This window comes from Streptomyces gilvus (assembly GCF_022513565.1).
GTDB classification, from domain to species: Bacteria; Actinomycetota; Actinomycetes; order Streptomycetales; family Streptomycetaceae; genus Streptomyces; species Streptomyces gilvus.
On sequence record NZ_JAKWBE010000002.1, the window covers coordinates 194,852 to 217,176 of the forward strand.

The 22,325-nt window shown below is 72.1% G+C and carries 21 protein-coding genes and 2 pseudogenes; 13 read left to right on the forward strand and 10 right to left on the reverse strand.

The features are described 5' to 3' along the window. Positions 1-465: 465 nt before the first annotated feature. From MKW14_RS05040 to tgmB, 4 genes are all read left to right on the forward strand, one after another. Positions 466-1,602, forward strand: a complete 1,137-nt coding sequence (locus MKW14_RS05040; protein ID WP_240859195.1) for a hypothetical protein — start codon at positions 466-468, stop codon at positions 1,600-1,602. Between the two features lie 329 nt (positions 1,603-1,931). Continuing rightward, the gene (locus MKW14_RS05045; protein ID WP_165954831.1) at positions 1,932-2,267 is read left to right on the forward strand and encodes a YkvA family protein; all 336 of its coding nucleotides are present in this window, start codon (positions 1,932-1,934) and stop codon (positions 2,265-2,267) included. A gap of 85 nt (positions 2,268-2,352) precedes the next feature. After that, positions 2,353-2,544, forward strand: a complete 192-nt coding sequence (gene tgmA / locus MKW14_RS05050; protein ID WP_208781351.1) for a putative ATP-grasp-modified RiPP — start codon at positions 2,353-2,355, stop codon at positions 2,542-2,544. Positions 2,545-2,561: 17 nt separating this feature from the next. Continuing rightward, on the forward strand, positions 2,562-3,536 hold the full coding sequence (gene tgmB / locus MKW14_RS05055) for an ATP-grasp ribosomal peptide maturase (RefSeq protein WP_240859197.1): 975 nt from the start codon (positions 2,562-2,564) through the stop codon (positions 3,534-3,536). 6 nt (positions 3,537-3,542) lie between these two features. Here the strand turns inward: tgmB and MKW14_RS05060 are convergent, their stop codons facing one another. After that, a complete protein-coding gene (locus tag MKW14_RS05060; protein ID WP_240859199.1) occupies positions 3,543-3,758 on the reverse strand; it encodes a hypothetical protein in 216 nt (71 codons plus the stop codon). Between the two features lie 291 nt (positions 3,759-4,049). Here MKW14_RS05060 and MKW14_RS05065 point away from each other — a divergent pair. Then, positions 4,050-4,409: pseudogene (locus tag MKW14_RS05065) on the forward strand (helix-turn-helix domain-containing protein); the annotation flags it as partial. Positions 4,410-4,422: 13 nt separating this feature from the next. Here the strand turns inward: MKW14_RS05065 and MKW14_RS05070 are convergent. Continuing rightward, on the reverse strand, positions 4,423-4,674 hold the full coding sequence (locus MKW14_RS05070; RefSeq protein ID WP_240859201.1) for a DUF5133 domain-containing protein: 252 nt from the start codon (positions 4,672-4,674) through the stop codon (positions 4,423-4,425). Between the two features lie 169 nt (positions 4,675-4,843). Here MKW14_RS05070 and MKW14_RS05075 point away from each other — a divergent pair, with 169 nt between their 5' ends. Beyond that, positions 4,844-5,179 carry a hypothetical protein gene (locus MKW14_RS05075; protein ID WP_240859202.1) on the forward strand — a complete coding sequence of 112 codons (336 nt, stop codon included), beginning with the start codon at positions 4,844-4,846 and terminating at the stop codon, positions 5,177-5,179. An 8-nt stretch (positions 5,180-5,187) separates the two neighbouring features. Here MKW14_RS05075 and MKW14_RS05080 read toward each other — a convergent pair. Together MKW14_RS05080 and MKW14_RS05085 are read right to left on the reverse strand one after the other, a co-directional pair. Then, a pseudogene (locus MKW14_RS05080) lies at positions 5,188-5,692 on the reverse strand (ATP-binding cassette domain-containing protein); the annotation flags it as partial. A 70-nt stretch (positions 5,693-5,762) separates the two neighbouring features. Continuing rightward, on the reverse strand, positions 5,763-6,620 hold the full coding sequence (locus MKW14_RS05085) for an aldo/keto reductase (protein ID WP_240859203.1): 858 nt from the start codon (positions 6,618-6,620) through the stop codon (positions 5,763-5,765). A gap of 245 nt (positions 6,621-6,865) precedes the next feature. Here MKW14_RS05085 and MKW14_RS05090 point away from each other — a divergent pair, with 245 nt between their 5' ends. Both MKW14_RS05090 and MKW14_RS05095 read left to right on the forward strand, forming a co-directional pair. Beyond that, positions 6,866-7,759: a Gfo/Idh/MocA family protein gene (locus MKW14_RS05090; protein WP_240859205.1), complete on the forward strand. Its 894-nt coding sequence runs from the start codon at positions 6,866-6,868 to the stop codon at positions 7,757-7,759. 72 nt (positions 7,760-7,831) lie between these two features. Then, positions 7,832-8,941: a PP2C family protein-serine/threonine phosphatase gene (locus tag MKW14_RS05095; protein ID WP_240859207.1), complete on the forward strand. Its 1,110-nt coding sequence runs from the start codon at positions 7,832-7,834 to the stop codon at positions 8,939-8,941. Here the strand turns inward: MKW14_RS05095 and MKW14_RS05100 are convergent. Then, on the reverse strand, positions 8,913-11,168 hold the full coding sequence (locus MKW14_RS05100) for an MMPL family transporter (RefSeq protein ID WP_240859208.1): 2,256 nt from the start codon (positions 11,166-11,168) through the stop codon (positions 8,913-8,915). The two genes, MKW14_RS05095 and MKW14_RS05100, sit on opposite strands and share 29 nt — an antisense overlap. A 167-nt stretch (positions 11,169-11,335) precedes the next feature. Here MKW14_RS05100 and MKW14_RS05105 point away from each other — a divergent pair, with 167 nt between their 5' ends. Further along, entirely contained in the window at positions 11,336-11,542 is a 207-nt protein-coding gene (locus tag MKW14_RS05105; protein WP_240859209.1) for a hypothetical protein, read from the forward strand. On the opposite strand, the gene MKW14_RS05110 is transcribed toward MKW14_RS05105, so the two are convergent. Continuing rightward, positions 11,539-12,669: a sulfite oxidase gene (locus MKW14_RS05110; protein WP_240859211.1), complete on the reverse strand. Its 1,131-nt coding sequence runs from the start codon at positions 12,667-12,669 to the stop codon at positions 11,539-11,541. The genes MKW14_RS05105 and MKW14_RS05110 overlap by 4 nt on opposite strands. A 153-nt stretch (positions 12,670-12,822) precedes the next feature. Between MKW14_RS05110 and sthA the strand changes: the two genes are divergently transcribed. Then, positions 12,823-14,226 (forward strand): Si-specific NAD(P)(+) transhydrogenase, encoded by a 1,404-nt coding sequence (sthA, locus tag MKW14_RS05115; RefSeq protein ID WP_240859212.1) that lies wholly within the window; start codon positions 12,823-12,825, stop codon positions 14,224-14,226. Positions 14,227-14,228: 2 nt separating this feature from the next. Here the strand turns inward: sthA and MKW14_RS05120 are convergent, their stop codons facing one another. Further along, positions 14,229-14,702: a DUF5709 domain-containing protein gene (locus MKW14_RS05120; protein WP_240859213.1), complete on the reverse strand. Its 474-nt coding sequence runs from the start codon at positions 14,700-14,702 to the stop codon at positions 14,229-14,231. A 330-nt stretch (positions 14,703-15,032) separates the two neighbouring features. Here MKW14_RS05120 and MKW14_RS05125 point away from each other — a divergent pair, with 330 nt between their 5' ends. Both MKW14_RS05125 and MKW14_RS05130 read left to right on the forward strand, forming a co-directional pair. After that, the gene (locus tag MKW14_RS05125) at positions 15,033-16,505 is read left to right on the forward strand and encodes an APC family permease (RefSeq protein WP_240859214.1); all 1,473 of its coding nucleotides are present in this window, start codon (positions 15,033-15,035) and stop codon (positions 16,503-16,505) included. 11 nt (positions 16,506-16,516) lie between these two features. Beyond that, entirely contained in the window at positions 16,517-17,476 is a 960-nt protein-coding gene (locus tag MKW14_RS05130; protein WP_240859215.1) for a hypothetical protein, read from the forward strand. A 79-nt stretch (positions 17,477-17,555) separates the two neighbouring features. On the opposite strand, the gene prcB is transcribed toward MKW14_RS05130, so the two are convergent. From prcB to MKW14_RS05145, 3 genes are all read right to left on the reverse strand, one after another. After that, complete coding sequence (prcB, locus tag MKW14_RS05135) at positions 17,556-18,410, reverse strand: proteasome subunit beta (RefSeq protein ID WP_240859217.1); 855 nt, start codon at positions 18,408-18,410, stop codon at positions 17,556-17,558. 84 nt (positions 18,411-18,494) lie between these two features. Beyond that, entirely contained in the window at positions 18,495-20,840 is a 2,346-nt protein-coding gene (locus MKW14_RS05140) for a glycoside hydrolase family 65 protein (RefSeq protein ID WP_240859219.1), read from the reverse strand. Next, complete coding sequence (locus MKW14_RS05145) at positions 20,837-21,577, reverse strand: HAD family hydrolase (protein ID WP_240859221.1); 741 nt, start codon at positions 21,575-21,577, stop codon at positions 20,837-20,839. The genes MKW14_RS05140 and MKW14_RS05145 overlap by 4 nt, the downstream gene beginning before the upstream one ends. Positions 21,578-21,678: 101 nt before the next feature. Between MKW14_RS05145 and MKW14_RS05150 the strand changes: the two genes are divergently transcribed. Beyond that, positions 21,679-22,317, forward strand: a complete 639-nt coding sequence (locus MKW14_RS05150; protein ID WP_276618585.1) for a nucleoside/nucleotide kinase family protein — start codon at positions 21,679-21,681, stop codon at positions 22,315-22,317. Positions 22,318-22,325: the final 8 nt, after the last annotated feature.

Here is a 22,325-nt window from a genome sequence, read left to right on the forward strand (position 1 = left end):
GATCCCGCTCGTCGGCGACACCGGTCCGCGCGTGGAGCACAACGTCACGCATCCGTGGGCCAGGAGTCCATCGCCGGCTTCCGCGGCGAACTCGCCCGACAGCGGCCGCCGCGCGCCTACCCGCACTGAGCCCGAGTCACTGCGACGAAGGCCGCGTTTCGATGAAGACGGCCCCTCAATGCCCCGGGCGCCGACCCGCACGCGTACACCAAGAGCACGTTCCACGGGTGAACCCGAGTGCGAACAGGACCCGCCCCTGAGCGGATGGTGGGCGGGCCCCGTTCGCGGGCGCCATTGTGGTGGGCGCGCCGGGCGCGGGACACGTGTGAGGCGGCGTGTTCTGGAGCGTGTCACGCGCGCCCCGAGTGCGCCGCGCGCATCCTGTGCGCCCACCCCGTGTGATCTCCGCTGCCGTGTGCGGACGATACTGGTACTTACACGTGCCCCCGTCTGCAGATGGACCCCATGCGCATCCCACCGCACGCCCGCCCGACCCCGTCCCCCACCCTGTGGCTGGCCCGCGGCCGCTACGCCGGCACCGACGCGCCGGACGTCGTGCGCCGGACCCTGAAACGCCTGCGCGCCGGCGAGGTCCTCGACGACCAGCACGAGCTGCCCGGCGCCGAGGGCGTCCTGGAGCAGGTCTTCGAGGCGCGCTGGACCGTCGCCGCGACGGTGACGGTGCGGGCGCGGCTGACTCTCGGCCCCCTGGCCGACGGCGCGCAGGAGTGGGTGCTGGCGGCGGAGGCGGGGCGCGCCTGGGACCAGGAGTGGCCGTCTCCGGCGACCATGTTCTGGCCCGACGACGCCGATGCCGCCTGGGACCACGAGCCCGGCACGGGACTGCGCCTGCGCGGGGTGAACCGGCTGCCCACCGAGGACAAGGACATCCGCCGGCTGCTGCGTGCCTCGGTGCGCGGCGGCTGGTGCGTCAACCTCGTCGTGCACGAGGCGATGACGCCGGACGAGCGCGGCAGCGGGCCGCTCGGTCCGCTGCTGCCGCCCGCCCTGCGCCACCGCGTCCTGGAGCACCGCGCGGCCCCCGACCAGCTGCGCATCGTCAACAGGGCGCTGCGCGAGTTCGACGTACAGGTTCCGCGCGGCGGCGCCGTACTGCTGCCCACTCATCCGGCCCCGTTCGGCTTCGACGGGGACGACTTCGCCGTACGGACCGTCTTCCTCGACGGTTCACGGCCGGCCGAGCTGGTCGAGGCCCTCAGCCGTTTCGTGGCGCTGCCCCTGCCCCTGCCGGACGGCGCCGAGCAGGCCGTGGCGGCGCTGCGGGACGACTGGCAGCTGATGACCCTCGAGGAGGAGCTGGCCCGGGAACGCAGGCTGGTGGCGATGTACGCCGAGGCGCTGGAGGCGATGACGCAGTCCCGGGACCTGTACCGGGAGGCCGCCGAGCGCGCGCACGAGGCGCTGACCGCCTACCGCGAGGCCGACACCGGTGCGCCCGCCCCGGCGCCGCGGCAGCCCGCCGCACCTGCCGCCTCCCCGTTCCAGCAGCTGACCCGGACCTTCGAGCGCCTCAAGGGCACGGCCCGCACCCGGCGCCCCGACACCGAGAGCGAGCGGGACGGGGACACGCCCGAGGAGTGAGACGCCCCCCGCCGTACGTGGCGGACGGGCAAGTGGGCGCAGCGATCGCAACCGTCCACCACGCCACCGGCGTCCGCCTGCGCGAACTGCCGCTCACCCCGGACCGGGTGCTGACCGCGCCCTGACCTCGGTCTGACGCGCCGCGGGGTCCATCACGTCGGGTCACGCACGCTACCGTGACGTCACTGAGCGCTACGGGTGGTGCGGTGCCGCTCGGCGTGCGTCGCCGGGAGGAGCCCCCTGTTTCAAGCCTGTGGATGTACCGGCGGCGGATGGGGGAATTCGTGAAGAGGGGCGTGCCGTTCGGCACGCCGGACGGAGGAAGGTCCGTGGATACGACCACAACGGTGATCGTCGTCGCCGCAGTCCTGGCGGCGCTCCTGCTCGCCGCGGCCGTAGTCGTTCTGGTGCGACTGGTGCGCACCCGGCGCGATCTGCGCCGGGCCGGCCTGCCGACCGGGCCGCGCTGGGTCTTCTGGGGCGCCGTCCTGTACTTCGTCCTGCCGACGGACCTGCTGCCCGATCCGGTCTACCTGGACGACATCGGCGTTCTTCTTCTCGCACTGCACAGCCTTCGGGGACCTCTGCGTGGGGCGTATGGGCACAAAATCCCCACGATTACGCAGAGTAAGGAAACCAATCACTCGTTCGATTCGTATAAGTGACTGGAAGGGCAAGGCAGTCGGCGGACCAAACGGCGCCCGAGGGGGGCGCAGCGCTTGGTCGGCGCAGACCGACGAGGGAGACACGATGCAACCGTTCGCGCTCAACTACGCACGTCCGGCGGTGGAGTTGGAGGCCACGACTCCGTACGTCTACGACACCGGACTGCAGTTGAACGTAACCATGGACGGCCGGATCGCCGCCGGTGACTCCGCACTGCTCAGGGAACTGGGGACCACGACGTCGACCGCGGGCTCCAAGACTCACTTCGACGACTGAACGCGGAACCGCCCACGATGACCGTATTGATCCTGACCTGTGAAGAGGATGTGACGGCCGACATGGTGGTCGTCCACCTCAACGCCTCCGGGGTCCCTGTGGTCCGTCTCGACCCGGCCGACCTGCCGGGCGCCGTCGCGCTGTCCGGCGAGTACGTCCACGGCGCCTTCCGCGGGCATCTGCAGTCCGCGGGGCGCCTGGTGAGCATCTCCGGTCTGCGGTCCATCTGGGTCCGCAGACCGGGCACCCCCGCCACCCGGGCGCCCGATCCCTCGGACTGGCTCACCGAGGAGTCCTCGCAGGCCCTGTACGGCATGCTGCGGGGCAGCGACGCACGCTGGATGAACCACCCCGACGCGGCCCGGCGCGCCCGCCACAAGCCCTGGCAGCTGCGGCTCGCCCAGCGCTGCGGGCTGCCGGTCCCCGCGACATTGATCACATCGTTCCCGCAGGCGGCGCGGGAGTTCGCCGAGCGGTATCCGGACCTGGTGGTCAAACCGGTCTCGGGGGCGCATCCGCAGGACCCCCCGCGGGCGGTGCCGACCAGCCGGGTGGCACCGGACACGGACTTCTCCGCCGTCGCCTTCGGCCCCACCCTGCTGCAGCGACGCGTGGCCAAACGCGCCGACATCCGGCTGACCGTGGTCGGCGAGCGGATGCTGGCGGCCCGCAAGACGGCCGGCGAAGCCGACGAGGTCGACGTACGGTTCGCCTCGCCGGACGTCCCGTGGCAGGCCACCGAGGTGCCGCCGCGCGTCGCCACCGCCGTCGCCGCCTATCTGCGCGGCGCCGAACTGGCCTACGGGGCCTTCGACTTCGCCGAGGACGCGGACGGGACCTGGTGGTTCCTGGAGTGCAACCAGTCCGGACAGTTCGGCTTCGTCGAGGTCGAGACCGGCCAGCCCATCGCGCGGGCCGTCGCGGACTGGCTGGCGAGCCCCGGCACCGAGCCGTCGTCCCACGTCAACGGGGCGAGCGGCACGGTGCGTTGAGTACGGTCAGTGCGGCAGCGTGCCGGGCAGCAGCGCGGTCCGCTGCCACCCCGTACCCGGGGAGGCCTGGCGGTCGGGGGACGGGCCGGCACCGAAGGACTGCAGCGGTCGCATGACGTACTCCAGTTCCCGGCTGACGCGCTCGGCCTCCCGGCGGGTCTGAGTGGGGACGTCGCCGCGCTCGGCGACGAGTCGGTCGTAGATGGGGGAATCCTGGAACACCCGTCAACGCGCCTTTCGTGTGGTGGCCCATCACTTGGGCACAGCTGACGAGTGTATGCGCCCCGGCATACCAGGGTGTGAATTCACCAAGAGCACTTGACGCCCGGAACGGCGGTGTGAGCGGCCCATCAGGCCCCCGTGGTGGACCCGGGACGCACGATCATCAGGACGGTGACGGTCGCACACGCCAGGTTGAACAGGCCGGTGAACATGGCGAGTCGGACGGTGCCCGACCGCTGGCCGCCTGCCCGCCCTCCAGTTGGCCGAGGATCTCGTCCTGACCGGGCAGGACCCGTACCGCGCGGCTCGACGCTGGAGCCGGTGCCGGAGTGGATCGAGGACGACCTGGGCGGCGAGATCACCCTCGGCGCGACGGCGGCCCGTTCCGGCATGAGCGAGCGGACCTTCAGCCGCCGCTTCCGCGAGCAGACCGGGACGACCCCGCTGCAGTGGCTGCTGCGCGCCCGGGTGCGCCGGGCACAGTACCTGCTGGAGAGCGGCGACCATCCCGTCGAACGGATCGCGCGAGAGGCGGGGTTCGGGTCGCCGACGGCGTTCCGGGAGCGGTTGCGCCGCGTGGTCGGCACCACCCCGCAGGCCTACCGCGGCGCGTTCCAGGGGAGGGCGGACGTTTCCGCGGCACGGGCCTGAAACCGACGGCCGGTCAGGCGGCGGACCTCACCCCGTCCTTGCCGCGCCACTCCCCACCGGTCATCCCCCGTGCGGCGCGCAGCAGGGCGTCGGCCCGGTGGATCGCCTCGTGCAGGTCCGTGGTTCCCATCGTGGCGCACAGTTCGCGGCTGACCTGGGCCAACTCGCGGGCCGTGTGCGGCCTCTCCCGCTCCGCCTGCGCGATGCGCAGCGATGCGTACGTGGTGAGCAGCGTTCTGACGACCTTCGGGTCCGGAACGAGCACGAAGCGCCCCTCTCTCGATTTTCGCCTCGTATTCCCGGACAGGGCCGGACCATTCCCCTCTTCCTCCCCGACGCCCGGAATTGACGCAATACCGTCGGTCGACCCGATTCCCCGCGCCGTCCCACGCGTTGAACAGAGCGCAACCATCCCTGCACGAACGGTGACCATCATGAACCGATCCGGCCGCCTCCTCTGCGCCCTCTATCTCGTCACCACCGGCGGACTCGCCTCGGCGGCGGTGCGCGACTTCGCCCATGGCCCGCTCTGGGTGGCGTTCCTGTTCGCCGCCGCGAGCCTGGTCCCGGTCATCGCCGTCGTACGCGAGACGCTGATCCGCGATCTGCTGGCGGCGGGCACCGGGCCGCGTCGGCCGGTGCGCTCGGCGGCCGACCGGATCGTCCGGGAGGAGCTGTACGCGGCCTGTTGCGAGCGGTGGTGGACCAGCCTGGGGACCGACCACGACGCGGGCTGCCCGCACCGGATCCCGCGCTCCAGCGCCGCCTGAGCGGCCTCTCAGGCCACTTGTCCGCCGTGCAGCCGGGTGTAGGCCCCGTCCCGGTGCAGCAGTTCCTCGTGCGTGCCTCTCCAGGACGCGTCCGTCGCCCATGACCACGATCCGGTCGGCCCCGCGGACGGTGGAGAGCCGGTGCGCGACGACGAACGTGGTGCGGCCCCGGAGCAGCCGGGCCAGTGCCTGCTGGACGAGGGCCTCGGAGCGGGTGTCCAGCGCCGAGGTCGCCTCGTCGAGGACGAGCACGCGGGGATCGCGGATCAGGGCGCGGGCGATGGCCAGGCGTTGGCGTTGTCCGCCGGAGAGCCGGGCGCCGCGTTCGCCGACCACGGTGTCCAGGCCCTGCGGCAGCCGGTCGACGAACTCCAGGGCGTTGGCGTCGCGCAGTGCCGAGCGCACCGTCTCCTCGTCGGCCTCGTCCATGCCGTGGGCGACGTTCTCCCGCACGGTGCCGTCGAAGACGATCGACTCCTGCGGCACCACCGACACGAACCGCCGGCAGGTGCGCGGTAGCGGTGGTCGAGGGGTCTTTCCGACGACGACGCCATCGGCGGGGGTCCTCCGTGGTGACCGGGTGTCAGACGGCGTCGAGCCGGGCGAGTTCCTCGGCGCCGAGTTCGAGGTCGGTGGCGGCGAGGGAGTCGCGGATCGTCTCCGGGCGGCTGGCGCCGGGGATGGGCACGACCACCGGGGACTTGGCGAGCATCCAGGCCAGGCACACCTGCTGCGGGCTCACCCCGTGGGCCTCGGCGATGCGGGCGAACGGCGCGTGGGTGGGGCCCAGTTCGCCCGCCCGCGAGATCCCGCCGAGCGGGCTCCAGGGCAGGAAGGCGATGCCGAGTTCGTCGCAGAGGTCGAGTTCGGGCTCGCTGGAGCGGAAGGCCGGGGAGAACTGGTTCTGTACGGAGACCAGGCGTCCGCCGAGGATGTCGTTGGCCTGCCGGATCTGGTCGGGGTCGGCGTTGGAGATGCCGGCCATCCGGATCTTGCCCTCGTCGAGCAGGTCCCGCACGGCGCCGACGGACTCGGCGTAGGGCACCTTCGGGTCGGGGCGGTGGAACTGGTAGAGCCCGATCGCCTCGACGCCGAGGCGGCGCAGGGACGCCTCGCAGGCCTCCTTGAGGTGACGGGGGCTGCCGTCGAGGGTCCAGCTGCCGTCGCCGGGGCGCAGATGGCCGCCCTTGGTGGCGACCAGGACGTCCTTGCCGCGGTCGTGGGAGGCGAGGGCCTTGGCGATGAGGGTCTCGTTGTGGCCGACCTCGTGGGCGTCGCGGTGGTAGGCGTCGGCGGTGTCGATGAGGGTGACGCCGGCGTCGAGAGCGGCGTGGATGGTGGCGAGGGAGCGGGCCTCGTCCGGTCGGCCCTCGATGGACATGGGCATCCCGCCCAGTCCGATCGCGCTGACCTCGACGTCCCCGATGCGGCGGGTGTGCATGTGCTGGTGACCTCTCTCGGCTGTCGCGGGACCGGACGACGTCCGGCCCGTCGGACAGGGCGCACGACGGTGCCGGACCGCCCTCCAGCCTGGCCCGGCCGGGTGCCGAAGGTCCAATAGAGGAAAGCGAACGCATTCAGCAGCGGCTCCGCTGAATCGCGCGGCACCGGCGCCCGCCTTGCGCGCCCGTCCGGTCGGTGTGCGAGGCTCGCTGCCGTACAGCGGTGTTGTGGAGAGGTGGCGGCATGCGGATCGGACTGCTCGGTACCGGCCCCTGGGCGGAGATGGCCCATGCCCCCGCCCTGAGCGAGCACGCGGGGCTGGACTTCGCCGGGGTGTGGGGCCGGCGCCCGGAGGCGGCCAAGGCACTGGCCGACCGGTACGGCACGCGCGCGTACGACGACGTCGACGCGCTGCTGGCGGACGTGGACGCGGTCGCGGTGGCGCTGCCGCCGGCGGTGCAGGCGGAGCTGGCGGTACGGGCCGCGCGGGCGGGACGTCATCTGCTGCTGGACAAGCCGCTGGCGACGACGGTGGAGCAGGGGCGGGCCGTGGTCGACGCCGTGCGGGAGGCGGGGGTGGCGTCGGTGGTCTTCTTCACCAGCCGCTTCGTCACGCGGACGGAGGCGTGGATCACCGAACAGGCGGCTGCCGGGGGCTGGTTCACCGGTCGGGCGGCGTGGCTGGGGTCGCTGTTCGGCAGCGACAGCAGCAGTCCGTTCGCCGACTCTCCGTGGCGGCAGGAGAAGGGCGCGCTGTGGGACGTGGGACCGCACGCGCTGTCCGTGCTGCTGCCGGTCCTGGGGGACGCCCGCCGGGTGGCCGCGGCCGCGCCGGGTCCCGGCGACACGGTCCACCTCGTCCTCGACCACGCGGGCGGGGCGTCCAGCACGGTCACCCTCAGCCTGTCGGCGCCGTCCGCGGCGGCGGGTGCGACGGTCGAGCTGCGCGGCGAGAGGGGGGTGGCCGTGCTGCCGGACAGCACCGAGGGAGCCGTCACCGCCCTCCTCCACGCCGCGGACGCCCTGATCGACGCGTCCGCGACCGGCCGCCCCCACCCGTGCGACGCGGCCTTCGCGCTGCGCGTCACGGAGATCCTCACGGAGGCGGAAGCGCTGCTGGACCACACAGCGGGCTGACGATCTCCCCCACCAAGCTGCTCGCTCCGCCACCGGCATGCGGGGCGCGGCCCGGCGTAGGAGCGTGGTGGTGTGGAAAGAACGATCGTGCCGTGGCCGCGCCGGGCCCGGGCCCGGGGAAGCTGGCTGCGGGGAGCCCCGCCGCCCTGGTGGGTGAAGGCGCTGCCGGTCGCCCTCATCGCGGGCGTGTGCGTGGCGACGCTGGTGAGCCCGAACCGGCTCGACATCGGTTTCCTGCTGGGCGCGATCCCGCCGCTGGCCGTCCTGTCGTACGGTCCCTGGGCCACCGCGCTCCTGGGCGCCGGTGTGGTCGTCGTGCTCAACGTCCCCGCCTTCCAGCTCAACCGCCCCGGCAACACGGACCTGTTGACCATCGCCTTCGTGGCGGTGCTGAGCGTGTTCGTGTCCTATGTGCGCAGTCACCGCGACGCCCAGCTGGACCTGGAACGGACCGTGGCCGAGGCCGCGCAGCGGGCGGTCGTGCCGCCGCTTCCCGAACGGGTCGGCCCCGTCCGCTGCGTGGGCCTGTACCGGGCCGCGCAGCGCGGGACGCTGGTGGGCGGCGACTTCTTCGACGTGCGTGAGGGGCCGTACGGGGTCCGGGCCGTGCTGGGCGACGTCCAGGGGCACGGGCTGTCGGCGGTCGCCACGGTCGCCTCGCTGCTGGGCGCCTTCCGGGAGGCGGTGCTGGACCAGCCGGACCTGGAGTCGGTCGCCGCCCGGCTGGACCGCAGGCTCGCGGTGGACTCGGCGTCCTCCCGCTACGCGGAGCTGTTCGCGACGGCCGTCCTGGCGGAGTTCTCGCCCGACGGCCGGTCCGTGCGCCTGGTCTCCTGCGGGCATCCCGCGCCGCTGCTGCTGCGCGGCGGTCACGTCAGCGAGGTCGAGCTGACCGCGTGGACGCCGCTCGGGCTCGGTCTGGCCGACACCGGTCCGTCCGCCGGGCCGGCGCTGCGGCTGGAGCCGGGCCAGACCCTCTTCCTGGCCTCGGACGGGGTGAGCGAGGCCCGTGACACCTCGGGCGCCTTCTACCCGCTGACCGACCGCCTCGCCGCCCTCGCCGACGGCGACCCGGCCCTGCTCGCCGACCGGGTCTGGGGGGACCTCGTACGGTACTGCCCCGACGTCGTCGACGACGTGACGATGCTCGTGCTCACGTCCGCGTCACCCGACGCTCGCTGACGTCCTGCTGGACGCTCTCCTCGTGGTCTCCCTCGGCGTCGATGTGCGGCAGCACGCGGTCCAGCCAGTGCGGTGTCCACCAGGCGCGCGGGCCCAGCAGCGTCATCACGGCGGGCACCATGAGCAGCCGTACCACCGACGCGTCGATCAACACGCTCACCGCGAGGCCGAGTCCGAGCATCTTGACGACGATGTTGTCGCTGACGATGAAGGCCGCGAACACGCTCACCATGATCAGCGCGGCGCAGGTGATGACCCGTGCGGTGATCTCCAGGGCGTGCGCGACCGAGGCCTTGGCGTCCCCGGTGCGCAGCCAGGCCTCGTGGACGCGGGAGAGCAGGAAGATCTCGTAGTCCATGCTGAGGCCGAAGATGATGGCGAACATCATCATCGGCACATAGCTCTCGATGGGCACCTTGCCGTGCACGCCGAGCGCGGGCCCGCCCCAGCCCCACTGGAAGACGGCGACCACCACGCCGTACGAGGCCCCGATTGACAGGACGTTGAGGACGGCCGCCTTGACCGCGACGAGCAGGCCGCGGAAGACGGCGAGGATGATCAGGAAGGCGAGGCCGACCACCACGCCGATGATCAGGGGCAGCCGGCTGGCGACGATGTCACGGAAGTCCACCTGGGCCGCGGTGGTGCCGGTGACGTATCCCTTGGCGCTCGTACCGGAGACGGCGTCCGGGAGCGTGTGGTGGACCAGCCGGTTGTTCAGGTCGGTGGTGTTGGCGTTCTGCGGGGAGTCCTTCGAGTAGACCGTGCCGATCAGGACGTCGCCGTCCTGGGTGGGTTTCAGCGGGGTGACGGTGGCGGCGCCCGCGACCCCGTTGAGGGCCTTCTGGGCCTGTGAGGACAGGGAGGAGCGCTGGGAGGAGGGGACGGTGGTCTGGTCGATGACGACGGTCAGGGGGCCGTTGGAGCCGGGTCCGAAGGCGTCGGTCATCAGGTCGTAGGCGCGGCGGTCGGTGAAGGAGGTGGGGTCGGCGCCGTCGCCGATGTGGCCGAGCTGGATGGTGAACACCGGGATGGCGAGGACGACGACGGTCAGGACTCCGGCCGCGAGGAACTGCCAGGGCCGGTGCTCCACGCGCTGGGCGTAGCGGTGCCAGGTGCCCTGCGGCTCGGCCCCCGGCTCCGCGTCGGTCTCGGCGACGGGACGGCGCACGTGGTAGCGGTCGATGCGTCTGCCGGCGAGCCCCAGCAGTGCCGGTACGAGGGTGAGCGCGCCGATGACCGCCGAGACGACCGTGATCGCGGCGGCGAGACCGAGCTTGCCGATGAAGCTCACGCCCGAGGCGTAGAGCCCGGTCAGGGCGATGATCACGGTGCAGCCGGAGACGAGGACGGCCCGGCCGCTGGTGGCGGTGGCGTGACCGGCCGAGTGCACCGGATCGGCGCCGTTCATGAGGTTTTGGCGGTGCCGGGTGATCTGGAACAGGGCGTAGTCGATGCCGACGCCGAGGCCGATCATCGTGGCGAGGGTCGGGGAGACGGTGGCGAAGGTGAAGGCGGCGGCGAACAGTCCGAGGATCGCCAGTCCGCCGACCGCGCTGACCAGCGCGGTCAGCAGCGGCATGCCGGCGGCGATGATGCTGCCGAAGCCGATCAGCAGGACGACGATGGCGACGCCGAAGCCGATCAGTTCGCTGACCCGGTCGTCGGCGGCGGGCCGGGCGAGTTCGCCGAGCGGTCCGCCGTACTCGACCTGGGCGCCGGCCGACCGCAGCGGCTGGACCGCCGTGTCGACGCCGTGCAGATAGCCGTCGCCCAGGGTGGAGGGCTGGACGTCGAAGCGGACCGTGATGTAGGCCGTCTTCCCGTCGGAGGACAGCGGGCCGACCTTCGAGGCCTGGACGGACAGCGGGTTCTGAGCGGACAGGACGTGCGGGAGCTTCTGCAGGTCGCCGACGGTGGTGGACATCTGGGAGCTGAGCGAGGTCAGCGACTTCTGGCCGTCGTGCATGACGATCTGGCTGCTGTAGCCGCCGGCCGCCGGGTCGTGCTTCTTCAGCACGTCCAGGCCCTCCTGGGACTGCGTTCCGGGCAGGGAGAAGTTGTCGGAGTAGTCGCCGCCGAAGGAGCGGTTGAGGACCTGCAGCGCCACGATGGCGACCAGCCAGGCGACGATGACGATCACGAAGTGGTGGGCGCACCATTGTCCGAGGCGTCGCAGAAGACCTCCGCGGCTGGTGCTTCTCCCCCCTGCGCTGGTGCGTGACATGGCGCTTTACCTCTCCCGCGGCAGGGTCACTCGTGGTCCCCATTAGACGCCCGCTGGATCACCTCGGCATCTCCGCGGAAGGCGGCCGGTTCCCACCCCCTCCGGGTGCGGTGCGGGCCCGGGCGTTGAATGGTGTTTACAGAAGCGTTCCGGACCGAGGAGCACTGATGGAGATGTCACAGCCCGACGCGTCCGGGCCGTCCGAGGACCGCTGCACCCCGGACGCCCTGCTCCACACCAGCACCGGCACCGAGGTGTCCCCGGAGGATCTCGTCCTTGCCACGGGCAGGGACATCACCCCGCGCAGCCTGGAATGGGCCAGGCGCAAGCTGGAGACGGAGGGCCCCGCCGCCCTGGAGAAGCTGCTGCCCTAATCGCCGCCGTCCGCTTCGAGGCACAGCACCGGTACCCGCTGGATCAGGTTGACGGCGAAGCCGCCGCGGTTCCAGGGCTGTGTCAGGGGCTGGGTGCGGCCTTCTGAGTCGGAGGCCCGGGCCGTCAGTTCGTGCTCGCCGGGCGTGGCCGTCCAGTCGTGGTGCCAGCGGCGCCACGCCCAGTGGTGGCCGCCGTCGGGCTCCAGTTCGGCCTCGTGCCAGGTGTGCCCGGCGTCGGCGCTGACCTCGACGCGCGTGACGGGCGCCCGTCCCGACCAGGCGCGCCCCTCCAGCCGCACCGGTCCGGGCCGTACCACCCGGGCCCGTGACATGAAGTCCGGGAAGCCGGGCGGCAGGAGCAGGGCGCGTGGTTCGATCCGGGTGACGGGCTCGCCCTCCTCGCCGGACTCCTGCCGCAGCCGGTAGGCGACGCTCTGCTGGAATCCGGTGAACGGCTCGTCCAGGACGTCGACTTGGCGCAGCCACTTCACCTGGGCCATGCCGTACCAGCCCGGCACGACCAGCCGCAGCGGATGCCCGTGCTGCGGCGGCAGCGGGGCCCCGTTCATCGCGTACGCCAGCAGCACCTCGGGCTCGGTGCCGGTGGCCACGTCCATGGAGAGGGAGCGCTGGTAGTCCTGTTCGACTCCGCGTTCCACCCCGTGGTCGGCGCCGGTGAAGACCACGTCGACGGCGTCGGCCTCGGCACCGGCCTCGGCGAGCACCAGGCGCAGCGGCACGCCGGTCCACTCGGCGGTGCCGACCGCCTCGACGAGCCAGGGCTGGCTGACCGGGCGGGGCGTGAGCAGGGCCCGCCCGTTGCCCGCGCACTCCAGCGTCACCCGCGTGGTGACCTGCGGGAACGCCCGCAGATCGGCCAGGCTCAGCTGCAGCTCGCGGCGGACGCGGCCTGCGACGGTCAGCTGCCAGGGCGTGCCGTCGGGGACGTACGGAATGTCGTAGTGCGTCAGTACGTAGTGCAGGCCGGGCGGGGTGACGTCGTAGCGCAACGCCTCCAGCGGGAGACCGTGGTTGCGGGTGGCCAGCGCGAGTTCGTCGCGGCCGATGCCCTCGTCGGGGGCGGCCAGCCGGGCGGGAGTGCTGGTGTCGGCGAGTCGATGGCCCATGGGCGCATTATCACGCCGGGCGGCCGATCGGGCACCTGGTTCACGAGGGCGGGCAACCGGGCGCCGGTCGAGGGGAGTTCGATTCGATCAACGGGCGGCTCGTTGTCCGTTCGCCCTTTCGAAGAGGGCCTGCGTGCTGACAGACTTCCGAGGGTGCCCGACTTCGACATGCTCGTCATCGGATCCGGCCCGGGCGGCCAGAAGGCCGCCATCGCAGCGGCCAAGCTCGGCCGCCGGGTCGCCGTCGTCGACCGCCCCGACATGGTCGGCGGGGTCTCCATCCACACCGGGACCATTCCCTCCAAGACCCTGCGCGAGGCGGTGCTGTACCTGACCGGCCTCACCCAGCGGGATCTGTACGGCCAGAGCTACCGGCTGAAGGAGGACATCACCGTCGCCGACCTGACCGCGCGCACCCAGCACGTGGTCAACCGCGAGGTCGACGTCATCCGCAGCCAGCTCTCCCGCAACCAGGTCGCCCTCCACGCCGGCACCGGCCGCTTCGTCGACCCGCACACCGTCGCGCTGCGCGAGGTCACCGGCAACGAACGGCTGCTGAGCGCGGAGAACATCGTCATCGCCACCGGCACCCGGCCGGCCCGACCGGACAGCGTCGAGTTCGACGGCCGTACGATCATGGACTCGGACAACGTCCTCGCACTGGAACGCGTCCCGCGCTCCATGGTCATCGTCGGCGCCGGCGTCATCGGCATGGAGTACGCCTCCATGTTCGCCGCGCTCGGGAGCAAGGTGACGGTCGTGGAGAAGCGGCCCGGGATGCTCGACTTCTGCGACGTCGAGATCATCGAGTCGCTCAAGTACCACCTGCGGGACCTCGCGGTGACCTTCCGCTTCGGGGAGACGGTCGCCGCCGTCGAGCGCCATGCGCGCGGCACGCTGACCATTCTGGAGAGCGGCAAGAAGATCCCCGCCGACGCCGTGATGTACTCGGCCGGCCGGCAGGGCCTGACCGACGAACTCGACCTCGCCAAGGCCGGGTTGACGGCCGACCGGCGCGGCCGGATCACCGTCGACGAGCACTACCGCACCGAGGTGCCGCACATCTACGCCGTCGGCGACGTCATCGGCTTCCCGGCGCTGGCGGCGACCTCGATGGAACAGGGCCGCTCGGCGGCCTACCACGCCTTCGGCGAGCCGGTCGGGCAGATGTCCCACCTGCAGCCCATCGGCATCTACACGATCCCCGAGATCAGCTTCGTCGGCCGCACCGAGGACCAGCTCACCGAGGACAGCGTGCCGTTCGAGGTCGGCATCTCCCGCTACCGCGAACTGGCCCGCGGCCAGATCGTCGGCGACTCGCACGGCATGCTGAAACTGCTGGTCTCACCCCAGGACCGCACGCTGCTGGGCGTGCACTGCTTCGGCAGCGGTGCCACCGAGCTGATCCACATCGGGCAGACCGTGATGGGCTGCGGCGGCACCGTCGACTACCTGGTCGACGCCGTGTTCAACTACCCGACCCTGGCGGAGTCCTACAAGGTCGCCGCCCTCGACGCCACCAACAAGCTGCGGCAGATCGACCACATCGGCGACTGACGTCACAGGTCGGGCAGTTCCCTGTCCTCGACGACATGGACGGCGGCCTCCTCGGCGCCGGCCGCCCCGCCGTCGATGCCCACGTCCGAGGCGACCTCCTCCTTCGTGGTGTCGGCGTGGGCGCCCTCGTCCGGGGCGACCAGGCGTCCGGCGCGGTCCGCACCGGCCTCGGGGTCGACGGGTTCGCCCTCGCCCCCGGGCAGGTCGCCGACCTCGTCGCCCGGGCGCGCGGTCACGTCGGGGACCTCCTCGGCGAGCCGCTCGTCGAGGCTCTCGCCGTCGTGCTGTTCGGCGGCCGTGGTGCCGTGCCGGGTGACGCCGAGGGGCTTCTCGGGCGGCGAGTAGCCCTCGTCGAGGGTGTCGTCGTAGTCGCGCTCGTCGACGGCGTCCTGCAGGTCCAGCGGCGCCGCGTCCTCCTGCTCCTCGTTGCTCCCGGTGGGCTGGTAGACGTCGTCGGCCATCGGGTCGGTGCCCATGGATACCTCCTGGCGCCCTGCGGCGGTTCATCGTCCGTACGGTGTCCCGATCCGCGTTTCCCGTTGCGCGCCGTCCAACCTCATCGGTCCCGGGCGGCCCAGGAGGTTACCCCCAGGTCAATATTGAAACGTCAACGAGTGCGGCTATCATCACTCGCACACACGCTGTCACCGCCCGGCGACGCATCGACCGGGCGGATACCTCCACCCTTCGCCCATCTCCGGCCCGAGGCCAACCCTCTTCGGCCGGCGGTGAGTTCGCCACACCCCACCCCTACGTCGTCGGGGCCAGGTCGTCCTCGCGTCGTGCATGACGGAAAGCAGCGCATCATGAGCAACATCAGGGGCAGAGGCCTGCAGGCCAATGCCCTCGGTACCTTCGACACGGTCGTGATGGCCGTCGCGGGCAGCGCCCCGGCCTACTCGATCGCCGCCACCACCGCGGTGCTCGTCGGCGCCGTGGGGCTGGCCAGCCCCGCCGCGCTGCTGTACTGCGCGATACCCATGCTGGGCATCGCCCTGGCGTTCAGCTATCTCAGCCGCATCGACGTCAACGCGGGCGCCAGCTACTCCTGGGTGGGCCGCACGCTGCATCCCTTTCTCGGCTTCATCAGCGGCTGGGCGCTGGTGATCTCGGCGACCATCTTCATGGTGGCGGGCTCGCTGCCGGCCGGCTCCATGACGCTGTCGCTGTTCGACCCGGACCTGGCCGGCAACACCGCGCTGTCGACGGTGGTCGGGGCGGCCTGGTTCATCGTGATGCTGCTCGTGGTGCTGGGCGGCGCCCGTCTCACCGTCCGCGCCCAGCTGGTCATGTCCGGCATCGAACTCGCCATCCTGGCGCTGTTCGCCGTCCTCGCCCTGTTCCACACCGGCAACGCCCGCTCCTTCGAGTGGTCCTGGCTGGGCTTCTCCCACTTCGACGGCGTCTCGGGCTTCGCCTCGGGCGCCCTGGTCGCCGCCTTCTACTACTGGGGCTGGGACGTCACCAGCAACCTCAGCGAGGAGACCCGCAACAGCCGTCGTACGACCGGACTGGCCGGCCTGATCGGCGTGGGCATCGTCTTCCTGCTGTTCGAGGTGTTCACCATCGCGGTGAACGTCATCCTCACCTCGAAGCAGATCGACGCCAACGACGCCAACGTGCTGGGCGTGCTCGGCGAGGAGATCTGGCCGGGCCTGGGCGGAAAGCTGCTGATCGTGGCGGTGATGCTGTCGACCATCGCCACCCTGGAGACCACCCTCATCCAGGTCACGCGCTCCCTGTTCGCGATGGGCCGCGACCGTACGATGCCCCCCGCGCTCGGCCGGGTGCACCGCACCTGGAACACGCCCCACGTGGCGATCGTCGTGGTCGGCGGAGTGGCGCTGGCGATGTTCATCGCCTCCAACGCCCTCGGCTCGGTGGGCGACATCCTCGCCGACGCGATCTCGGCGATCGGCCTGCAGATCGCCGTCTACTACGGCCTCGCGGGCCTCGCGGTCGTCGTCGCCTACCGCAAGATGCTGACGAAGTCCGTGGGCAACTTCCTCCTCGGCGGCCTGTGGCCGCTGTTCGGCGCCCTGTTCATGTTCTGGATCTTCGTCGAGTCGCTGGGCGAACTGGACACAGCGGCCATCGCGATCGGCATCGGCGGGCTCGCCGTCGGCCTCGTCCCGATGCTCTGGTACTGGAGACAGGGCAGCGAGTACTACCGCCCCGCCCGGCTGGACGCCACCCGCACCGTGGAGGCGGAGTACGTCTCGGACCCGTACGCCGCCGCGGATTCCCGGGCGCACGAAGGTCTCTCCACCGACTTCTGAGGGAGACCCCGATGGCGCGCGACCGTTTCGCCCCCGACTTCGACCCCGACTGCGGGGACGCCGTCCTGACCAACGCCACCCACGACATCGTCATCGGTCGCTGGCAGGGCCTGCGGGACCTGCTGCGGGCCACCGGCGCGGACTGGCTCGCCCGCGGCCACCGCATCCGGCTGCTCGCCCAGGCCTGCGCGAGCACCTCGACGGCGGAGTCGTGGCTGGCCGCCGAGCCGTACAGCGCCGACGCGCTGGTGCTGCGGGCGGCCACGGAGACGGCCCGGGCGTTCAACCTGGCGATCGCCGCGGGCCGGGGCGCGGCGATCGACCAGCACCGCATCGACACCGCGGTGACGGCGTGTCTGCAGGCGGCGGAGGCGTACGTGGACGATCCGACACCGTGGATCTCGCTGATCTCCGTGGCCCGGCTCTACCCGTCGGGGGTGCGCCGGCAGGAACTGGCGCGCTGGTGGGACGAGTTGCACCGGCGCGACCCGTACAGCGTGGAGGGCCATCTGCAGGTCCTGCACTACTACTCGGCGCGCTGGCACGGCTCGCACGGCCTGATGTACGACTTCGCCCGCGACGCGGCCGGCGTGGCGCCCCAGGGCTCGCCACTGCCGGTGCTGGTGCAGTACGCGCGGGTGGAGGAGTACCGCTACGCCATCGACGCGAGCCACGCCGGCCAGAGCGCCGTGGGGCTGGGGCAGCACTGGAGCCACGACGGCGCCGTCAGCGACGTGCGCCGGACCTGGCAGCGCTGGATCATCGGCCGGACGGACAGCGGAGTCGCCCCCGGTGAGGTGCGTGACTTCAACTACCTGGCGCACGCGGCCTGTTACGCGGGCGACAAGGAGGTCGCCGGTGCCGTGCTGCGGATGCTGGGGCCCCTGGCCACCCGGACTCCCTGGTCCTACACCGGCGATCCGGAGCAGCAGTTCGTCAAGTGGCGCAAGGAGATGCGGGTACGCGGCTGAGGGCGGGCGGGACCACTCGGCGGGCTGTTTCGCCGGCCGGGCCGGGCCCGCCGCCCAACGGCCTGACGGGACAGGGCCGTCAGGGCGTGGCGTTCGGTCCGTCCGGGCGGCTGCGGCGCTGCTCGACCATCTCGCGGCTGAGCTGCTCCGTCTCCTGTTGCGGCAACCGCTCGAAGCCCTCCTCCGTGATCACGGAGACGATGGGGAAGATCCGCCGGTTGACGTCCGGACCGCCGGTCGCGGAGTCGTCGTCGGCCGCGTCGTACAGCGCCTGGAGCGCCGCCAGGGCCGACTCGCGCCGGTCCATGCCCGGCCGGAACAGCTTCTTCAACGCGCCCCGGGCGTAGGGGGAGCCGGAGCCGTCGGCGTGGAAGTGCTGCTTCTCGTACAGACCGCCGGCCACGTCGAAGCTGAAGATACGGCCCCTGCGGCCCTCGGGCGCCGCCGGGTCGTAGCCCGCGAGGAGCGGTACGACGGCCAGGCCCTGCATGGCCTGGCCCAGGTTCTGGCGGATCATCCCGGCCAGCCGGTTCGCCTTGGCGCCGAGGGTCATGGGGATGCCCTCGACCTTCTCGAAGTGGGCCAGCTCGACCTGGTACAGCTTCACCATGTCGAGGGCGAGACCGACCGACCCCGCGAAGGCGACCGCGGTGTGTTCGTCCGCGGGGTGCACCTTCTCCAGGTCGCGCTGCGCGATCAGGTTGCCCATGGTCGCCCGCCGGTCACCGGCGATCAACACGCCGTCGCGGTAGGTCAGCGCGAGGACGGTGGTGCCGTGCGGGAACCGGTCGGGCGCGGCGCGGACGCCGTCCGGGAAGGGGCGGCGGGTGGGCAGCAGCTCGGGGCGGTGGGCGGCCAGGAACTCGGTGAAGGACGCGCTGCCGGGGGTGAAGAACTCCTCCCCCAGCCGGCCTTCGCTGTCACTCGCCGCCATGCCCGTCCCCCTCCGGTCGTCCCGCGCCGACACACCACTCCTACCAGAAGCGGCCCACCGGGAAACGCCACAAGCCGCCGAAGGCTACCGATGGGCGTTCGGCCTGCGGTGCGGCGGCTGTTCCGGGGCCGGGCGCGCGGGCACGGGCGGGACGACGAGCACGGCCGGGGCGTCGGCCCGCACCGTCACCGGGGTGCCGTGGTGCTTGATGGTCAGCGGCGGCCCCGACAGCAGCGTGTACGTGGCCTTGTCCGGACCGATCTCCACCCGCAGCCGGCTCTGCAGCAGCTGGAGGCTGAAGGCGAGGCGGCTGAACCGCTCGGGCAGCCGGGGCGCGAAACACAGGCCCGCGCCGTTGCGGCGCAGCCCGCCGAAACCGGCGACCAGGGCCGTCCAGGTGCCGGCGAGCGAGGCGATGTGCAGTCCGTCGCGGGTGTTGTGTTCCAGGTCCGCCAGGTCCATCAGCGCGGCCTCGGCCGTGTAGTCGTAGGCGAGCCGCAGATGACCGGCCTGGGCCGCGATGACGGCCTGGCAGCACGCGGACAGCGAGGAGTCGCGCACCGTCAGCGGCTCGTAGTAGGCGAAGTTGCGGGCGATGTGCTCCTCGTCGAACCAGCTGCCGCAGGTGTACATCGCCAGCACCAGGTCGGCCTGCTTGATCACCTGCTTGCGGTAGAGGTCGAAGTAGGGGAAGTGCAGCATCAGCGGGTACTGGTCCGGGCCGGTGGCCGCGAAGTCCCAGCGCTGGTAACGGGTGAAGCCCTCGTGCTGCTCGTGCACCCCCAGTTCGTCGTTGTAGGGGATGTGCATGGCCTCGGCGGCGTCCCGCCAGGCGGCGCTCTCCTCGTCGTCGACGCCCAGCTGCGCGGCCCGGTCAGCATGGCGTTCGCAGGCGTCGGCGGCGGCGAGGAGGTTCGCCCGGGCCATCAGGTTGGTGTACGTGTTGTCGTCGGCGATCGCGCTGTACTCGTCGGGGCCGGTGACGCCGTCGATGTGGAAGGCGCCCCGGTGGTCGTGGTGACCGAGCGAACGCCACAGCCGGGCCGTCTCCACCAGCAGTTCCGTGCCGGCCTCCCGCTCGAACTGCGTGTCCCCGCTCGCCGCCGTGTAGCGCACGACGGCGTCGGCGATCGCGGCGTTCACATGGAAGGCCGCTGTGCCCGCCGGCCAGTACGCCGAGCCCTCCGAGCCCTCGATGGTGCGCCAGGGGAACGCGGCGCCCTTCAGGCCGAGTTGGGCCGCACGCTCCCGGGCGGCGGGCAGCGTGCTGTGCCGCCAGCGCAGCGCCTCGGCCACGGCGCCCGGTGAGGTGTAGGTGAGCAGTGGCAGGACGAAGGCCTCGGTGTCCCAGAAGGCGTGGCCGTCGTAGCCGGAGCCGGTCAGGCCCTTGGCGGCGATCGCCCGCTGTTCGGCGCGGGCGCCGGCCTGCAGGACGTGGAAGAGGGCGAACCGGACGGCCTGCTGGATCTCCTCGTCCCCGTCGACCTGGACGTCGGCGCGGGCCCAGAAGTCGTCGAGGTAGTCGCGCTGCTCCTGCAGGAGCCCGTCCCAGCCGCTGTGTCCGGCGGCCGCCAGGGCCGCCTCGACCTGGTCGCTCATCGCGGGGCGTGAGCGCACGGCGGACCAGCCGTGGGCGACCAGCTTCTCCACCCGCAGCCTCTCCCCCGGCTCCAGCACCGAGGTGACCGTCAGCCGGGCCACGTCCACATTGCTCTCGCTCGCGTACGTGGTCCGTTCCGGGCCGGACACGATGTGGTCGGCGGCCACCGCCACCCGCAGTCCGCTGCGCCTGGTCCGGTGCACCAGGCGCAGCCGGTGCCCGACGGCGACGTCCTCCTCCGCCTCCAGCGGGGACTCCAGCGCCTGGGCGCCGCGCGGGTCGCCGTCGGATCCGGGCAGGCTCTCGTTGGCGACGAGCTCCGACTGGATCACCACGCGGGAGCGGCTGCCCACGGCCTCCACCTCGTAGGCGACGGCGGCGACGGCCCGCTGGGTGAGCGAGACCAGGCGGGTGGAGCGCACCCGGACGGTGGACCCGGCCGGCGAGGTCCATTCGCACGTCCGCTCCAGCACCCCGCGCCGCAGGTCCAGCACCCTCTCGTGCGAGGTCAGCCGCCCGTAGCGCAGGTCGAAGGGCTCGTCGTCGACGAGCAGACGCAGCACCTTGCCGTTGGTGACGTTGATGACGGTCTGCCCCGATTCCGGGTAGCCGTAGCCGGCCTCCGCGTACGGCAGCGGGTGCAGTTCGTACACGCCGCCCAGGTAGCTGCCGGGCAGGCCGTGCGGCTCGCCCTCGTCGAGGTTGCCGCGCCAGCCGACATGGCCGTTGGAGAGGGCGAAGACCGACTCGCTCTGCGCGAGGACGTCCAGGTCGAGACGGGTCTCGCGCACGGCCCAGGGTTCGACGGTGTAGGAGCGGTGGGTGATCACGCCCGGCCTCCCAGTTCGGAGAGGTCCCGCACGACGACGTCCGCGCCGTGCGCGGACAGCGCCTCGGCCTGTCCCACCCGGTCGACGCCGACGACGTAGCCGAAGTGGCCGGAGCGGCCGGCGTCCATCCCGGCCAGGGCGTCCTCGAAGACGGCCGCGTGCGACGGCTCGATGCCGAGGTCGCGGGCGGCGGCGAGGAAGGTGTCCGGGTGCGGCTTGCCCGGCAGTTTCCGCTCGGCGGCGACCACGCCGTCGATGCGGACGTCGAACATGCCCTCGGCCTTGATCGAGTGCAGCACGTCCCGGGTGTTGGCGCTGGAGGAGACGATCGCCGTGCGCAGGCCCCGGGCCCGCACGGCACCGATGTAGCGCAGGGTGCCGTCGTACGCCTCGACGCCTTCGGTGCGGATCTTCTCCAGCACCAGGAGGTTCTTGCGGTTGCCGACCCCGTTGACGGTCGCCGCGTCGGGCGGGTCGTCCGGCTGCCCCTCGGGCAGTTCGATGCCGCGGGAGGCGAGGAAGGTGCGTACGCCGTCGGCGCGCGGGCGGCCGTCGACGTACTCGTCGTAGTCGGTGCCGGCGTCGAAGGGCCGGAAGTCCGCGCCCTCGCGCTCGCGCAGGAACGCGTCGAACGTCTCCTTCCAGGCGGCCGCGTGCACCACGGCCGTCTTGGTGACGACCCCGTCGAGGTCGAAGAGACAGGCCTGGATGTTGTCGGGGAGACCGAGTTGCGTCATAAAGCTACGGTTCCCCGCACACGGGACGTGCACCTTGTGGCGCACGCCACACGGGTCAATCGTGCGGGGACCGTGCGGGTGACACACTCTGCTGTGTGCCGCTGACACCGACCTTCGACGACCTGCTCCTGCGTGCCCGCGACCTCGCCGGATCCGGGCGGCGCGCGATCCTCGGGATCGCCGGCAGCCCCGGCGCGGGCAAGACGACCCTGGCCGAGCGGCTGGTGCGGGAGCTGAACGGCGCCGGGCGGCCCTGGGTGGCCCAGGTGCCGATGGACGGTTTCCATCTCGCGGACGTCGAGCTGGACCGGCTGGGACTGCGTCGGCGCAAGGGCGCCCCGGAGACGTTCGACGCGGCGGGGTACGCGGCGCTGCTGCGGCGGCTGCGGGACGAGACGGAGAGCGGGGACATCGTCTACGCGCCAGGATTCGAGCGGGTGCTGGAACAGCCGATCGCGGGTGCGGTCCCGGTGCCGCCGACGGCCCGGCTGATCGTCACGGAGGGCAACTACCTGCTGCTGGACACGGGGGCGTGGAAGCGGGTGCGGGAGCAGCTGGACGAGGTCTGGTTCTGCGAGCTCGACGAACCGGAGCGTATCCGCCGTCTGGTGGCCCGGCACGAGGAGTTCGGCAAGGGCCACCAGGAGGCGGTGGACTGGGTCATGCGCAGCGACCAGCGCAACGCCGACCTGGTGGCGTCGACACGTGAGCGGGCGGACCTGGTGGTGCCCGGCGTGTGAGGCGGCGG